This window comes from Burkholderia pulmonis, assembly GCF_984667975.1.
The window spans coordinates 1,038,728-1,053,772 of sequence record NZ_OZ480187.1; the positions used below are offsets into that span (position 1 = coordinate 1,038,728).

Consider the following 15,045-nt stretch of genomic DNA (forward strand, 5'->3'; position numbering starts at 1 on the left):
GTTCCAGACTGCCTGAATTGCCGTCATGACTGTATCGATCCTGATTCGTCCCGCCACGCGGGAAGACGCGGCTGCAATGGCCGCCGTGGAAGTCGCCGCCGCGCAGCGGTTTCGCGAAATCGGCATGACCGACATCGCCGATGCCCAGCCGACCGATGCGGCCGCCGTGCTGGTACGCATCGACGACGGTCGCGCGTATGTCGCGGTCGATCCGCAGGGCGCGTGCGTCGGGTTCGCGTTTTACCGGCTGCTCGATGCGCAGCGGCTTTATCTGGAAGAACTGGATGTCGCGCCGTCGCATGCCGGACAGCGGATCGGCGCGCGCCTGATCGAACAGGTGATGGCGCGCGCGGCGCAGGAACGCATTGCGCAGGTCGTGCTGTCGACGTTCCGCGATGCGCCGTGGAATGCGCCGTACTACGCGCGCCTCGGCTTCCGGATCGTCGACGATGCATCATTCGACGACACGCTGCACGCGATCCGCGCGCACCATGTCGCGCTCGGTCTCGACGAAACGCAGCGCGTGTTCATGCGCGCGGACGTGCGCGCCTGAACACGTGCTGCCCGGCCGTCAGGCCGCGTCGCTCAGCGCCGGGTAGTCGGTATAGCCCGTTTCGCCTTCCGCGTAGAACGTCTCCGGCACCGGCTTGTTGAGCGGTGCGCCGAGTTCGAGGCGGCGCGGCAGGTCCGGGTTCGCGATGAACAGCTTGCCCCATGCGATCGCATCGGCGCTGCCGTTCGCGAGCGTGGCCTGTGCGGTGTCGAGCGTGAACTGCTCGTTCGCGATCAGCGGGCCGCCGAACGCTTCCTTCAGGCGCGGGCTCAACTGGTCGCCCGAATACGACTCGCGCGTGAAGATGAACGCGATCTTGCGGCGGCCGAGTTCGCGCGCGACATAACCGAACGTCGCTGCCGGATCGGAATCGCCCATCGTGTGCGCATCGCCGCGCGGCGCGAGGTGGACGCCGACACGGCCGGCACCCCACACGCCGATCGCTGCGTCGACAACTTCGAGCAGCAGGCGTGCGCGATTCTCGATCGGGCCGCCGTACGCGTCGGTGCGGTGGTTGGTGCTGTCCTGCAGGAACTGGTCGAGCAGGTAGCCGTTCGCACCGTGGATTTCGACGCCGTCGAAACCTGCTGCCTTCGCGTTTTCCGCGCCCTTGCGGTAGGCGGCGACGATACCCGGAATTTCATCGAGTTCGAGTGCGCGCGGCGTCACGTACGGACGCTGCGGACGCACGAGGCTCACGTGGCCGCCCGCGGCAATCGCGCTCGGTGCGACCGGCAGGTCGCCGTCCAGGAAGACCGGATCGGAGACCCGGCCGACGTGCCAGAGTTGCAGCACGATGCGGCCGCCGGCTGCGTGTACGGCTTGCGTCACTTGCTTCCAGCCTGCGACCTGCTCGTCGGACCAGATGCCCGGCGTGTCGGCATAGCCGACGCCTTGCGGCGTGACCGACGTCGCTTCGGTAATGATCAGGCCGGCCGATGCGCGCTCGGCGTAGTAGCGCGCCATCAGCGCGTTCGGCACGCGCGCCGCGCCCGCACGGGAACGGGTGAGCGGCGCCATCACGATGCGGTTCGGCAGGGTCAGGTCGCCGAGGGTAACGGGATCGAACAGCGTGGGCATGGCAGATAACCTCTTCACGAAAGGCGGGGAAGCCGGCGCGTCATGTGCGACGGCGCCCCGCATGGCCGGTTCGGCCGTTGGCTAGAGTTCGCGGCGCAGGGCGTCGTGAAATGCGTCGATGACGGCCTCGTTGCGCCGGAAGAACGCCCACTGGCCGATCCGCGTCGACGTCACGAGCCCCGCGCGCTGCAGCGTGGCGAGGTGCGCGGAGACGGTCGATTGCGACAGCCCGCAGCGCGCGTCGATCTGGCCCGCACAGACACCGTGTTCGTACGGCAGCGTCTGTTGCGGGAAGTGCTCGCCGGGCGTTTTCAGCCAGACGAGGATTTCCCGGCGCACGGGGTTCGAGAGCGCTTTCAGGATTGCATCGATGTCGAGTTCGGTCGGCATGGAAGGGCGTGGTGTTTCGGTCGGGCAAACAGGTATCGTCGATGGGCGAATCTTATATCGTAATTTGACGATATTCACGAAGGCACTGTTGGCTATGGGGTTGATAGGTTGTCGATATGCATGACGGGGCGGGCTTTCCCCGCGTGACCGGGATGCGCTGCAGAACGCCCCGCACAGGGCCGGGATCGGGTACCGACCGGCGGCGGTTGTCTGCATTCCGGCTGCATTTCGGCTGCTGCGAGCGGCATGTGACGGCATGTGCCGACGGCCGCCAAGCCATGAGGGAAATTGATCGAATCAACCAAAAAACATCAATTTTCACCAGGAATTGTTCTACCCACAATGGCTCACTCGTCGGCAAGGCGAGTGCAGCGATACCCGCAGGCAACGGCTTTCGTTTCATGCCGTTGCCCTTCGTATCGTCCGATTATATCGGAGTAGTAAGCAAATTGTCATCGGCTTGCGATGCAGGAGAAAGCATCAGGGGAGCCCGTGTGCCGCTGCGCACTTCCAGCGTCGGCACGGATTCGCGACTGCACGAGCAGGGACGAATCGTACGGAGCGCACCGATCGCGGACCGGCTTCTTTCAATTTGCCGTCGACGTTCACGCTGATCCATCACCTTCAAGGAAAACAGCAATGCGCTTCTGTCATCTTCGCCCAACGGTCGCGGGCGTTGCTCTCGTTGCAATTGCGGGGCTTGTTCCGTGCTGCTCGCTGCCGGCGCTCGCGGCTGCGCCCGAACTCAACGTCTACAACTGGTCGGACTATATCGCCAGGGACACGATTCCGAACTTCGAAAAGGCGTCCGGCATTCATGTCCGGTACGACAACTACGATAGTGACGACACGCTTCAGGCCAAGCTCATGGCCGGGAGTTCGGGCTATGACATCGTGGTGCCGTCGTCGTTGTACATGGCGAGGCAGATTCAGGCCGGCATGCTGCTGAAGCTCGACAAGTCGAAAATTCCGAACCTCAGGAATCTCGACCCGGTCCTGATGAAAATGGTCGCGGATGTCGATCCGGGCGCGCAATACGGCGTGCCTTGGGCGTTCGGCACGGACGGGATCGGCTACAACGTCCAGGAAGTAAAGAAGGCGCTGGGAGACAGCGCGCCTGTCGACAGCTGGGCGCTGGTGTACGACGTGGAGAACGTGTCGAAGCTGAAGCATTGCGGCGTGTCGTTCCTGGATCAGGCCGCCGATGCGTTCGCGAGCGCGTTGCAGTACCTGCACAAGGATCCGAACAGTGCGAACCCCGCGGACTATCAGGCGGCCTTCGATTTGCTGAAGAAGGTGCGTCCGTACATCACCCAGTTCAACTCGTCGGGTTACATCAACGATCTCGCCAACAAGGATGTCTGCGTCGCGATCGGCTGGTCGGGCGACGTGGGCATTGCGCGGCGGCGCGCGGCGGACGCGAAGCGGTCCTACGAGATCCGCTTTTCGAACGTGAAGGAAGGCGGCCTGCTGTGGTTCGACATGATGGCGATTCCGAAGGATGCAGCGCATCCCGAAGCGGCCATGAAGTGGATCGACTACATCGAGGATCCGAAGGTCAATGCGGAGATCACCAACGAAGTGTTCTATCCGACCGCGAACCGTGCTGCCCGATCGCTCGTCAATCCCGTCGTCGCGCAGGATCCGAGCGTCTATCCCCCCGATGACGTGCTGCGGAAAATGACGCTGATGAAGCCGCTGCCCGTCGAGATCGTCCGCCTCGAGAACCGCCTCTGGGCGCAGCTGAAGGCAGGGCGCTGACGGCATCGGCCAGCGCAGTTCCGGCACGCGCCGTGCCGTGCTGACCGAAACCGCCGTCATGCCGCGTTGCCTGCACCGATAGCGGGCAGGCGCATTCCTCGAACGCTACACGACCTGTGAGCCGCCTCGCGCGCCTCGCACGGGGGCGTTCGTGCGTGCGCCTGCCGGACACGCGGCTTGCGACTGCCCGGCCGGAGCGGCATCGGCCGCATAAAACAACATGGAGACTTCGTATGAGAAAAAAACTGATTGGTTTGCTGGTGGCGGGCTGCCTGCCCGCAGTCGCAATGGCCGACACGATGGCTGACCGGATCCGGGTATTGCAGGCGCAGCTCGACGCGCTGAAGAAGGAGATGGCCGGCATGCAGGCGCGGCCGGTCGTCACCGCACCTGCACCCGCACCGGTCGATCCGTCGTCGCCGGCCTATGGCAAAGCGCAGGCGACGCTCAGCAACGACGACGTGACGGCCATGAAGCAGCAGCTTGCCGCTCAGCAGATGAAGGTGAATTCGCTCGAGGACGCAGCGAACACCGGCCCGATTGCCGGCCTGTCGGTCACGGGCTACATCGATCCGACCTATGTGTACAACCGCGCGCAGGGCAGTTCGTCGTTCCTGTTCGCGAATCACGAAAGTACCGGTGGCTACTTCAACAGCACGTTCGGCGATCTGTACCTGGACATCAAGAAGACCTTCGGGGTCGGGCCGATGGCGCCGTCTGCCGAAATCACGCTGATGCCCAATCGAGGCAACGGCATCACGCTGATGCAGAACGAGCATGGCCAGATCGGCAACAACATCCTGAATACGGCGGTCGTCAGCGTTCCGCTCACGGGTTCGACGACATTCGTTGCGGGCCTGATGTCCAGCTTCGGCGGCTACGAAGTGCAGCAGTCGAACCAGATGCTCACGCTGACCCACAACCTGCTGTATGACTTTTCCGATCCGGGCAGCTACATCGGCGTCGGGGCGAACTATACGAAGGGTAACTGGGCGTGGAAGTTCCTGCTCGGCAATGAACAGTACCGGACCAACGGCGCCATTACACAGACGGGAACCAACGCGCTGGGCGATCCGGTCACGACCAGCAACAAGGTGCCGACGTTCACGGCGCGCGCAGACTATACGTGGTCCAGTGCGCTGGATATCGGGGCGTCGTTCAACATCGGACGGCAGACGTTGCCGAGCGCAGTCAACCCGGCGACCGGTGCCGTGAGCTATGGCATCGGCGGTCAGGCACCCGGCGGCTTCGGCGCATTCTTCTTCTCGGAAGCCGATCTGACTTATCAGCTTGCTGACGTTCAGTACAACGCAGAAATCGACTACGGTCAGCAACAGAACGCGGCATTCAACGGCGGCCAGGCGCAATGGTATGGCATTTCGCTGCTCGCGCACCGGAAGTTCAGCCTGCCGGGCGTCGGCAGGATGGGCGCGACGCTGCGCTACGACTTCCTCTCCGACAGCAAGAACGGCGGCGGTGGCGGCGGTATCGCGCTGAACGGTCAGGGGCGCGACCCGTACAACGGCTTCGGTATCGGCGCGGACTGTTTCGCCAATTCACAGGCAAGCGGCGGAGCGGGCCTCCAGTGCAAGGGTTCGAACCATCAGGACGTCGCGCTCGACCTGCTGTTTTTCCCGACTGCCCAGATCACGGTGAAGGTCGAGTACCGCCACGACTGGGCCAACAACAAGGTGTTCCTGCGGAACGACGGCTCGTACAGCAAGAACAACGACCTGCTCGCGACGCAGTTCATCTACTCGTTCTAGCGCAGGACAGTGCGCTGCCGTGCCGGACGGCCGCGATGCGCTGTCGTCCGGATCAATCCAGCTGGTCATGGCTCATGGAGATGCAATGAAAGACACCATCACTACCCCGTCGGGTGATAAAGACGATCACGTGACGCTCACGCGTCGGGATTTCATCAGGGGCTCGGCGGCGCTGCTCGGCGCGTCCTGGGTGGGCGCGCTGGCAGGGTGCGGCGGCGAGGATTCGCCGGCGAATGCCGCGGCGGTTCGCTCGTCTGCCCGGCAGGCGGCAAACCTGGCGGCGTACCTGCAGCCGGGCGAGGATGCGTCGCACGCGGCGACGTACATGGCGTTTGCATCGGGTTCGGAAGGCATCTGGACGCCGCTGACCGCGCAGAGCACGGATGCCGGTATCGACCGGGTGCGTGCCGACCTGATGGACGTGGCGAAAGCGATCGGCACATACGAGCCGGTCAACATGCTTGTGTTGCCGGTCGACCTGAACGCCGCCCAGGCCTTGCTGGCGACGGCCAGCGGCGCGAATCCCGCCATCCATTCGAATTACCTGGCACGCGGAGCGGGCGTGGGCGGCGTCAACCTGATCGCACTGGCCAACGGCTTCGACGATCTGTGGACGCGCGACACCGGCTGTGTGTTCGTGAAGGATACGGCCAACGGCAATGCCCTGTGCGCGGTCAGCTTCAATTTCAACGGATGGGGCAATGCGAACACGGACGGCTTGAACCTCAATGCGGGCATGACGGTGCCGCCCGACGTTGCCGCGAGCAGCAACAAGTCCAAGGCGGGCAAATTCTTCCAGCCGTTCGCCAACGATCGCACGCTGGCGGGATGGATGGCACAGGCAAACAACGCCACGCTGATACAAAGTACGTTGACGCTGGAAGGCGGGGCGATCGAATTCGACGGCGAAGCGACGGCGATCCTGACGGAATCCGCGGTGTTGCACGTCAGCCGCAATCCGCAGCTGTTCAACATTCCCGACGGTGTGGTGGCCAACGCGACACTGTTGCCGACGGCGAAGGACACGGTGCTGGCCGAACTGCAGCGTACGCTCGGCGTACAGAAGATCCTCTGGATTCCGGGAACGGCGATTTATCCGCAAGGCTGCGGGGCCGGCGGGCAAGGCGGTGCCGCGACGCCGGCGAGCGAGACCGACATCACGAACGGGCACGTCGATTTCTACGCCAAGTTCCTGTCGCCCGGTGTGGTCGCGTATTGCTACGACGCGTCGGATTCGATGGGCGAGCGGGCGCTGACCGAGGCCAACTGGCAGAGCCTGAACAATCAAACGGACGCAAGCGGCAGGACGCTGCAATTGATCGAGCTGACGACGCCGGCCAACTATGGAACCTCGAATGGCGTGACGCTGAACACGAGCCAGCTCACGAACTTCGCAGCCGGCTACGTCAATTTCTACACATGCAACGGCGCGATCATCATGCCGAAATTCAACGACGCGTCGGCCGACTCCGCCGCGCTGACGGCGATCCAGCCGTATGCGGGGGCGCGGGACATCGTTCAGGTCGACATCCTGGGCATTGCGTCGGGCGGCGGCGGCGTGCATTGCGCGACGCGTGAGCTTCCTGCATAGGCCTGGCGTTTCGCGTCGATGCAAACCGCCCGTAACGGACCGTTCCGGGCGGCCGCACGTGTCAGGCAGGCAGCGCCTTCCCCACGATCTCGTACCGCCCCTGCGTCGCATCGACGTGCGCGAGCGTATCGAGCACGCGAATCACGGGCGGGTGGCCGTACACCCGCTCGACCATCGCCTTGTATTCGTCGCCGTGCCAGTGCGCCGCGGCTTCGCGCGTGCGCCACACGTACACGCCGCCACCTTCGTGTGTCGCCGGGTCGTGGAAGTACCACTTGTGCAGCAGGTCCGGGTTCTGCGCCCACTTCGCCGCGGTGCTTTCGTAACGCGCTTTCAGCGTGTCGACATCGACATTGGGTTGCAGCTTGAAGAAGACGATTTCGGTAATCACGGTAAAACCTCCGCAGGCAAATCGGGGAAATGAAGGGCTCATGCCGTCGCACGAGACGGAAACCGTGCCGCATGCTCTTCGAGCGGCAGGCGCAGTGCATTCGTGAGATAACTCACGGTCCGGTAGAAGCCCGCGAGCATCAGCAGCTCGAGCCGTGCCTCGTCGCTGAAATGCCGGCACAGTGCATCCCACAGATCGTCGTCGATATCGCAGTGCCGATGCAGTGCGTCGCACATCCGGATCAGCACCCGGTCTTCATCCTGCCAGCACGCATCGTCGGCCGAGCCGTGCGCCAGCGACCGGATCTGCTCGCCGGTCAGCGCCGCCGCCGCCGCGAACACGGCGACGTGCACGCCCCATTCGTATTCCGATCCGCCAAGGGCGGTGGTGCGGTCGATGACGATCTCGCGCTGCCGGATGTCGAGGTGGCCCTTGTCGAGCAGCCCGGCGGCAAAGAATTTCGTGAACAGGCGCGTATCGCGCGCGAGTGTGGTGAAGAGCTGCAACGGTGGACGGCCCCGCATGATCCGTTCGATCGACGCCGCAACGTCAGGTGCGAACGGCGGTGCTGCACAAGCAATACGCTGAGTCATGGGGGCTCCGTGCACGAGGCGATGCATGCGATGTAGCGTAGGCATCGTGCTTTAAAAAGTAAAGCAAAAAGAAGCATCGATCAGGGCATTGACTCGGCGTGTCGATTGCTTTAAAAAGTAAAGCATGACGACACCAAGAATCGGACAACGCGTTCGCGGATCGACGACAGGGCGGCCCATCATGGTCGTGCTGGATCTGCTCGGGCGCCGCACCGCGCTGCGCATCCTGTGGGAGCTGCGCGACTCGCCGCTCACGTTCCGCGCATTGCAGGAGGCCTGCGAAACGAACGCGCGCCTGCTCAATACGCGGCTGGCCGAACTCAAGGCGTCGGGCCTCGTCGAGCACGGGGAGGGCGGTTATTGCATGACCGCCGAAGGCCGGCGGCTCGAGGCGGCGCTGCAGCCGTTGCTGGGATGGGCAAGGCAGTGGGCGAAGCGCGACCCGGACGGGTTCGACGCGGCCGATCGCGAGCAATCCGGTCAAGCGCGCTGATCGGCCGGCGCACGGGGGCGCATCGCACGGTCGTTCCGGGTCATGCGTCGAGCATGATCCATTTTTCGTTTGCGGAGTCCTTTCATGTCTGTTCGGGCCGTCATCTTCGATTTCGATCTGACGCTGGCGGATTCTTCCGCCGCGATCGTCGAGTGCACGGCGTACGCATTGCACGAGCTTGGCGCCGCCGGTGCGACGCCCGCGCAAATCCGCGCCGTGATCGGGCTCCCGCTGCAGCAGATGTTCCGCTCGTTGACGGGCGAAACCGGGCCGGCGCGGGCCGACGCTTTCGCGCGGCACTTCGTTGTGCGCGCCGACGAGATCATGGTGGCCGGTACGCACATCTATCCCGAGGTGCCGCGGCTGCTCGCGCAGTTGCGCGAACAAGGGCTCGCGGTCGCGATCGTATCGTCGAAGTTTCGCTACCGGATCGACGCGATTCTCGAACGCGACGGCCTGCAGTCCCTGGTCGACGTGCTGATCGGCGGCGAAGACGTGCAGCGCCACAAGCCCGATCCCGAAGGGCTCGTGCAGGCACTCGCGCGGCTTGACCTGCCGGCCCGCGCGGCGATCTACGTCGGCGATCATGCGGTGGACGCGGAGGCGGCCGAGCGCGCCGGCGTGCGGTTCGTCGGCGCGGTGAGCGGCACGACGTCGTTCGACGGCTGGGCGCGCGCGGGCAAGCAGGCGGTGCCCGCGCATATCGGCGAACTGGCCGGGATCGTGCAGCGGATGCAGCGCGAGTCGGGCCAGTCGTCCGGCCCGCACGACGCCTGATACCGGATTCGCACGATGCCGCGCCACGTGAACCATCTCCGCTGGAAGATCGTCGCGTTCCTGGTCGCGCCGCTGACCTTCGTGATGACGCTCGATCGGGCGGCGATGGCCGTGGCCGCGCCGACGATCCAGGGCGAACTCGGCCTGTCGATCGTCGAGATGTCGATGATCCTGACGATCTATTTCTGGGCCTACGCGATCGGCCAGATTCCGGCCGGGCGTGCTGCCGAACGCTTCGGCTCGCGCAAGGTGCTGTTCGGCACGAGCACGCTGTGGTCGCTGATGATGATCGCCACGCCGTTCGGCAGCTCGTTCGCCTGGCTATTTGGCTGCCGGCTGGTGCTCGGCGGCGCGCAGTCGGCCGACTGGTCGAGCAGCGTCGTCGCGCTCAAGCGCTGGTTTCCGACCGGCGAGCGCGCGAAAGGCAACGCGGTGCTGCTCGCAGGGCTGTATCTGGGGCCGATCGTGTCGGCGCCGCTCACGGCGTGGACGATCGTCCATTTCGGCTGGCATGCCGTGTTCTACGGATTCGGTGCGCTCGGTCTTTTGCTGGGCGCGATCTGGTGGTTCGGCTACCGCGATGCGCCGGCGTCGCATCCGCTCATCTCGCAGGCCGAGGCCGACTACATCGCGGCCGGCCAGCCGTCCGGCCAGATGGTCATATCGGGTTCGCTCGTGCGCTGCCTGCGGTTGCCGCGCTTCTGGATCTTCGGTATCCAGTACTTCCTGCTCGTACTGATCCAGAGCTTCTACACCACGTGGCTGCCGACCTACCTGATGCGTGCACGCGGGTTGTCGCTGAAGGCAATGGGGCTGTACGCGTCGCTGCCGTGGGTCGCCGTATTCGCGGCGGTATTCGTCGCGGGCACCGTCAGCGACCGTCTGCTGAGGAAAACGGGCTCGATCTACTGGGCGCGCACGCCGGTCGCGATCGCGGGATTCGTCGTGAGCGCACTGGCGCTGATCGCCGCGTCGCGCGCGGAGGCGATGGCCGCGGTCATTGCGCTGCTGTGCCTGTCGTTCGCGGCGGTCGGGTTCGTGCAGGTCGTCGTGTGGTCGGCCGCGCAGGATCTCGGGCGGCCGTTCGCCGGCGTGATGTCGGGCTGGACCAACGTATGGGGTGCCCTGTCGAACGTCGCGGGCCCGATGGCGCTGGCGCTCGTCGTCAAGATCACCGGCAGCTGGGGCAGCGGGCTGTTCGTGATTGGCGCCGCGGCGGCGTGTGGCGCGGTGCTGTGGCTGTTCGTGCATCCCGAGCGCCCGCTGCTTGCCGTGGCGGCGGGCGGCTTGCCGCCGGCGGCAGGCGGCCGGAACGCCCCGCGCGGCGACGCGCGCGCAACCCGAGCCGACGCCGGACGGATTTCCGAGCCGGCCGACTGAATCGTATTGCGCAACGGGCCGGCAGCGCGCGACGGATTCTGCGACCATCGCCGTTGAAGTGATATCCCAACCCGATCCGCTGCCATGTCCCTTATTTTCGTCGCCTTTGCAAGCATCTGGCCCTCGCGCGTACGGCCGCCCGCCCGGACGCTGTCATTCGCCCTTCCGCTCGCGATAGCCTGTGTCGCCATCGGGATGGCGGGCAGTGCGCGCCCGGTCGAAGCCGCCACGCCCACGCAGCGCGAACGTCTCGAAGCGCCGGTCAAGGCCGTCGCCGACCAGCGCCTGGCCGTCGACACGCCGCAGGGCAGCGCGGTGCTGCCCGTCTATGCCGACCATCCGGTCGACCAGGCCGCGCCTGACGTCACGCGCGTGTTCATCGTGATTCACGGCACGCTCCGCAATGCCGACGCGTATTACGCGTCGGGGCGCCAGGTCGTCGAGAAAGCCGGCGCGGCCGGCAAGGGCACGATGGTCGTCGCACCGCAGTTTCTGACGCGCGCGGATACGCGTGCGTTCTCGTTGCCCGCATCGACGCTCGCGTGGACGCAGGAAGGCTGGAAGGGCGGCGAACCGGCGCGCCAGCCGGCCCCGATCAGCTCGTTCGCGGCGCTCGATGCGTTGCTCGCGCATTTCGCCGACCGCAGCCTGTATCCGGCACTGTCGACGGTCGTCGTGATCGGTCACTCTGCCGGCGCGCAGTTGCTGCAGCGTTACGCCGTGGCCGGGCGTGAAGGCGACGCACTGGCGCATGCCGGCATCGCCGTGCGCTACGTGGTCGCGAACCCGTCGAGCTACCTGTATTTCGACGACGAAAGGCCGAATGCCGACGCGCTTGCGGGCGACACCTGCCCCCGAGCGACACAATGGAAGTACGGGCTGAAGTCGGCGCCGCCCTATGTCGCGTCGCAGGACGTGCACGATCTCGAAACGCGCTACGTTGCGCGTCATGTCGTGTACCTGCTCGGGCAGGCCGATACGAACCCGTACACGCATTTCATCGACCGTTCGTGTGCGGCGATGGCGCAGGGCCCGTACCGGCTCGCACGCGGGCTCGCGTATTTCGACTACCTGAAGAAGCGCCACCCGGACGATCTCGCGCAGCAGGTCGTCGAAGTGCCCGGTGTCGGGCATGACGGCCTCGGCATGTTCACGTCCGCCTGCGGCCTGGCCGTGCTGTTCGGGCAGGCATTGCCGCAATCGTGTCCGGTTGTTGCCGGTACGGCGCCGGGCATGCGCGCGGCAGCACAGTGAGCCTGCGCGGGCGCTGCGTGCACGGCAAACATCGATCGATCAGAAAAATGCAGGAATCGGCAAGATAAATTCATTTCCCCAGGCGGCGTTCGCGGTTCAGGATGACGGCGTTCCCAGGAGCACCCCCATGAACATCACGATCCTCGACGATTATTTCGACACGCTGCGCACGCTGCCGAGCTTCGGCAAGCTGGACGGGCATGCGGTCACGATCTGGAACGACCACGTGCAGGACGTCGACGCGCTGGCCGAACGCTTGCGCGATACCGAGGTGCTGGTGCTGATCCGCGAGCGCACGCAGATCCGCGCGCCGCTCATCGCGCGGCTGCCGAAGCTGCGGCTGATCAGCCAGCGCAGCGTCTATCCGCATATCGACATCGATGCGTGCACCGCGCATGGCGTGATCGTGTCGTCGAACCAGCACGCGGGCACGCCGTCCTATGCGGCCGCCGAACTCACGTGGGGGCTCGTGCTGGCCGCGATGCGCCAGATTCCGCAGCAGATGCGCGCGCTGCGGGCCGGCAACTGGCAGATCGGCGTCGGCCGGACGCTGCGCGGGCACACACTCGGCATTTACGGCTATGGCCGGATCGGTGCGGAAGTTGCGCGATACGGCGCCGCGTTCGGGATGAACGTGCTGGTCTGGGCGCGCGAAGCGTCGCTGCAGCGCGCCCGCGACGACGGCTGGCACACGGCGCCCGACAAGCGCACGTTCTTCGAAACCTGCGACGTGCTTTCGCTGCACATGCGACTCGTGCCGGCCACACGGGGCATCGTGACGGCCGAGGAGCTGGCGCGGATGAAGCCCGGCGCGCTGCTGGTCAACACGAGCCGCGCGGGCCTCGTCGCACCGGGCGCGCTCGAAGCGGCGTTGCAGGCCGGCCGGCCCGGGATGGCGGCGGTAGACGTGTACGAGACGGAGCCGCTGCGCGACCCGCAGCATCCGCTGCTGCGCCTGCCCAATGTCGTGTGCACGCCGCATATCGGCTACGTGACCGAAGACGAATACGAAACGCAGTTCTCGGATGTGTTCGACCAGATCGTGTCCTATGCGGCCGGGCAGCCGATTCACGTGGTCAACCCGGACGTGCTCGCACGCGAAGCGGCATCGATCGAGCCGCTGATTCTCGACCTGCTCGAATGGATCGGCCCCGGCGCGCGGCCGTACGACGAGGTGATCGACGCATGGCGCACGTCGTGTCCGCGCCTGCCGGTGTGGGAAGAGGCCTGTGCGCGCGGCTATGTGGTCCGCCACCATGCGCCCGGCGGCGTGGCGGAAGTCGAGGTGAGCGAAGCCGGCCGCGCCCATTTCCGGGCCGCGCGCGCCTGATTGCGCCGGGCGACCGCGACCGGCACAGCATCCGGATCGGACATCGTCAAGCCGCGAGTCCTTCGCCGGGTTGTCGCCGGCGCGGGCGCATGAGGCGGTGGCCATGGCGGGCGGCCACCCGCCGTTCGTCCGCATGCGGCGTGGCGAGCCGCGTCATTCGACGGTGATCGTCTCCTTCATGTACGGATGAATCCCGCAGAACACCTTGTAGACGCCCGGCTTGTCGAAGCGGAACGAGTACGTCTCGTCCTGGTCGAGCGCCTTCGAATGGAAGATGCCGGCGTCGTTGACGACGGTGTGCGGCTCCGCGTCGAGGTTTTTCCACGTGATGGTCGTGCCGGCCTTGACCGTGGTCGACATCGGCGAAAACATGAAATTGCGGATCGTCACCTGCGGGCCGTCCGGGCCCTGCGCGAACGCGGCGAGCGGCGTGCCGGCGGCAGCCGCGCACAGGATCAGTGCCGCGACGATTCTGGTTTGCTTGAAGCGGATCATGTCGGTCTCCTCATTGTCATCAGGCGAGCGTCGCGTCGTGCAGCGCCGACGCAACCGGATGGCCGGCGAATTCGACGGTCGTCACGCCGAGCATCGCGGGCAGCCGGTCGCGCGGCACCGTGAGCGGCACGGGGCCCGGGCCGTTGCCGGCCGTCGGCTGCGGGAACGCGGTGGAGCGCGCGGTGTGGAACGTCACGTTGCCTTCGACCTTCGACACGATCTGGTGGATGTGCCCGTTCAGCACGGTGACCGACCCGAAGCGGCGCAGCAGCGCCATCGTCTGCGGCGCATCGCCGGTACCCCAGCCCCACGGTTCGTAGATGGTCCACATCGGCATGTGCGAGAACACGACGATCGGCGTGCTCGACGAGCGGCCCTTCAGATCCTGCGCGAGCCATGCGAGCTGGTCGTCGCCGAAGCTGCCGAGCCCGTTCTGCTTGAAATGCATCACGTTGACGAGGGCGACGAAGTGCACGCCCGCGTGATCGAAGCTGTAATACCCGCGGTTGTCCGACGCCTTGCCGAACCGACCGAAATATTCGGCGCCCGAACCGTCGGTGACGTCGTGCTCGCCGGGCACCGTGTGCAGTTCCGGCACGCGCAGCGCGGACAGCAGCTGCGACGCGTGGTCGAATTCCTCGGCCTTCGACAGGTGCGTGATGTCGCCGGTATGGATGGCCAGCGCGGGCAGCGCGGGCATCCCGTTGACGAGATCGATCGTCTGCTTCAGCGTGGCTGATACGTCGGGATTCGCGTCCTTGTTGAAGCCGATGTGGGTATCGCTGATCTGTACGAACAGCGGCCGGCCGGCGTCGGCCGGCCGCGCGTCGCCGGCCTGCGCGAGCGCGAGGTCGAACGGCGTGAGGATGCCGCCGGACAGCGTGAACAGCGTGCCGAGCCCGCCGAAGGCCATGCATTGCAGGGCCTTGCGACGCGACGGGCGGGTGGGGGTCGATGAAGACATGTGAGCCTCGCATTCGTGTGACGAAACCGGACGGCCGGATCGTCCTGGAATAAGCCGGCGCTTTCACATGCGATACCGGCGAAGCGGCGGATTTATTCCCGTGCGTTACGCGCTCGAACACCGGTGTTGGCGGCCGGCAGGGCGATGCGCGATGCGGCGCGGCTGATCTGTCAATGACTTGTAAGTGACACGTCACATTTGCGTCACGACCGCCGGATAGCCTGCCA

At 65.7% G+C, this 15,045-nt stretch carries 14 protein-coding genes and 1 pseudogene; 9 read left to right on the top strand and 6 right to left on the bottom strand.

Annotated features, from left to right (window positions below; translation table 11 throughout):
- Positions 1–25: 25 nt before the first annotated feature.
- Positions 26–553, top strand: a complete 528-nt coding sequence (locus tag AC5LXK_RS21455) for a GNAT family N-acetyltransferase (protein ID WP_493393465.1) — start codon at positions 26–28, stop codon at positions 551–553.
- Between the two features lie 18 nt (positions 554–571).
- On the opposite strand, the gene AC5LXK_RS21460 is transcribed toward AC5LXK_RS21455, so the two are convergent.
- Positions 572–1,633 carry an alkene reductase gene (locus tag AC5LXK_RS21460; RefSeq protein ID WP_493393466.1) on the bottom strand — a complete coding sequence of 354 codons (1,062 nt, stop codon included), beginning with the start codon at positions 1,631–1,633 and terminating at the stop codon, positions 572–574.
- Between the two features lie 81 nt (positions 1,634–1,714).
- Positions 1,715–2,023 (bottom strand): ArsR/SmtB family transcription factor, encoded by a 309-nt coding sequence (locus AC5LXK_RS21465; RefSeq protein WP_050017453.1) that lies wholly within the window; start codon positions 2,021–2,023, stop codon positions 1,715–1,717.
- 639 nt (positions 2,024–2,662) lie between these two features.
- Here AC5LXK_RS21465 and AC5LXK_RS21470 point away from each other — a divergent pair.
- The 3 genes from AC5LXK_RS21470 to AC5LXK_RS21480 all read left to right on the top strand — a co-directional run bounded on the left by AC5LXK_RS21470 (position 2,663) and on the right by AC5LXK_RS21480 (position 7,141).
- Positions 2,663–3,784 carry a polyamine ABC transporter substrate-binding protein gene (locus tag AC5LXK_RS21470; RefSeq protein WP_493393467.1) on the top strand — a complete coding sequence of 374 codons (1,122 nt, stop codon included), beginning with the start codon at positions 2,663–2,665 and terminating at the stop codon, positions 3,782–3,784.
- A 233-nt stretch (positions 3,785–4,017) separates the two neighbouring features.
- Positions 4,018–5,550 carry a DUF3138 family protein gene (locus AC5LXK_RS21475; protein WP_493393468.1) on the top strand — a complete coding sequence of 511 codons (1,533 nt, stop codon included), beginning with the start codon at positions 4,018–4,020 and terminating at the stop codon, positions 5,548–5,550.
- 85 nt (positions 5,551–5,635) lie between these two features.
- Entirely contained in the window at positions 5,636–7,141 is a 1,506-nt protein-coding gene (locus tag AC5LXK_RS21480) for an agmatine deiminase family protein (RefSeq protein WP_493393469.1), read from the top strand.
- 61 nt (positions 7,142–7,202) lie between these two features.
- On the opposite strand, the gene AC5LXK_RS21485 is transcribed toward AC5LXK_RS21480, so the two are convergent.
- Positions 7,203–7,532, bottom strand: a complete 330-nt coding sequence (locus tag AC5LXK_RS21485; RefSeq protein ID WP_493393470.1) for a YdhR family protein — start codon at positions 7,530–7,532, stop codon at positions 7,203–7,205.
- A gap of 38 nt (positions 7,533–7,570) precedes the next feature.
- Entirely contained in the window at positions 7,571–8,056 is a 486-nt protein-coding gene (locus tag AC5LXK_RS21490; protein ID WP_493393471.1) for a carboxymuconolactone decarboxylase family protein, read from the bottom strand.
- Positions 8,057–8,306: 250 nt separating this feature from the next.
- On the opposite strand from AC5LXK_RS21490, the gene AC5LXK_RS21495 reads away from it, so the two are divergent.
- The 5 genes and pseudogenes from AC5LXK_RS21495 to AC5LXK_RS21515 form a co-directional block, all read left to right on the top strand.
- Positions 8,307–8,618 carry a winged helix-turn-helix transcriptional regulator gene (locus AC5LXK_RS21495; RefSeq protein WP_493393472.1) on the top strand — a complete coding sequence of 104 codons (312 nt, stop codon included), beginning with the start codon at positions 8,307–8,309 and terminating at the stop codon, positions 8,616–8,618.
- Positions 8,619–8,702: 84 nt separating this feature from the next.
- Positions 8,703–9,395, top strand: a complete 693-nt coding sequence (locus AC5LXK_RS21500; RefSeq protein ID WP_493393473.1) for an HAD family hydrolase — start codon at positions 8,703–8,705, stop codon at positions 9,393–9,395.
- Between the two features lie 27 nt (positions 9,396–9,422).
- Positions 9,423–10,775, top strand: coding sequence for an MFS transporter (locus AC5LXK_RS21505; RefSeq protein WP_493393474.1), 1,353 nt, complete (start codon positions 9,423–9,425; stop codon positions 10,773–10,775).
- Between the two features lie 84 nt (positions 10,776–10,859).
- A complete protein-coding gene (locus AC5LXK_RS21510; RefSeq protein WP_493393475.1) occupies positions 10,860–12,029 on the top strand; it encodes an alpha/beta hydrolase in 1,170 nt (389 codons plus the stop codon).
- A 127-nt stretch (positions 12,030–12,156) separates the two neighbouring features.
- A pseudogene (locus AC5LXK_RS21515) lies at positions 12,157–13,125 on the top strand (D-2-hydroxyacid dehydrogenase family protein); the annotation flags it as partial.
- A 387-nt stretch (positions 13,126–13,512) separates the two neighbouring features.
- Here AC5LXK_RS21515 and AC5LXK_RS21520 read toward each other — a convergent pair.
- Positions 13,513–13,854 (bottom strand): cupredoxin domain-containing protein, encoded by a 342-nt coding sequence (locus AC5LXK_RS21520; RefSeq protein WP_493393476.1) that lies wholly within the window; start codon positions 13,852–13,854, stop codon positions 13,513–13,515.
- 19 nt (positions 13,855–13,873) lie between these two features.
- Entirely contained in the window at positions 13,874–14,818 is a 945-nt protein-coding gene (locus tag AC5LXK_RS21525) for a metallophosphoesterase family protein (protein WP_493393477.1), read from the bottom strand.
- Positions 14,819–15,045 lie beyond the last annotated feature (227 nt).

Coding starts and splice junctions, on each gene's coding strand:
- AC5LXK_RS21455 (WP_493393465.1), top strand. CDS start 26: ATGACTGTATCGATCCTGATTCGTCCCGCCACGCGGGAAGACGCGGCT.
- AC5LXK_RS21460 (WP_493393466.1), bottom strand. CDS start 1,633: ATGCCCACGCTGTTCGATCCCGTTACCCTCGGCGACCTGACCCTGCCG.
- AC5LXK_RS21465 (WP_050017453.1), bottom strand. CDS start 2,023: ATGCCGACCGAACTCGACATCGATGCAATCCTGAAAGCGCTCTCGAAC.
- AC5LXK_RS21470 (WP_493393467.1), top strand. CDS start 2,663: ATGCGCTTCTGTCATCTTCGCCCAACGGTCGCGGGCGTTGCTCTCGTT.
- AC5LXK_RS21475 (WP_493393468.1), top strand. CDS start 4,018: ATGAGAAAAAAACTGATTGGTTTGCTGGTGGCGGGCTGCCTGCCCGCA.
- AC5LXK_RS21480 (WP_493393469.1), top strand. CDS start 5,636: ATGAAAGACACCATCACTACCCCGTCGGGTGATAAAGACGATCACGTG.
- AC5LXK_RS21490 (WP_493393471.1), bottom strand. CDS start 8,056: ATGCGGGGCCGTCCACCGTTGCAGCTCTTCACCACACTCGCGCGCGAT.
- AC5LXK_RS21495 (WP_493393472.1), top strand. CDS start 8,307: ATGGTCGTGCTGGATCTGCTCGGGCGCCGCACCGCGCTGCGCATCCTG.
- AC5LXK_RS21500 (WP_493393473.1), top strand. CDS start 8,703: ATGTCTGTTCGGGCCGTCATCTTCGATTTCGATCTGACGCTGGCGGAT.
- AC5LXK_RS21510 (WP_493393475.1), top strand. CDS start 10,860: ATGTCCCTTATTTTCGTCGCCTTTGCAAGCATCTGGCCCTCGCGCGTA.
- AC5LXK_RS21520 (WP_493393476.1), bottom strand. CDS start 13,854: ATGATCCGCTTCAAGCAAACCAGAATCGTCGCGGCACTGATCCTGTGC.
- AC5LXK_RS21525 (WP_493393477.1), bottom strand. CDS start 14,818: ATGTCTTCATCGACCCCCACCCGCCCGTCGCGTCGCAAGGCCCTGCAA.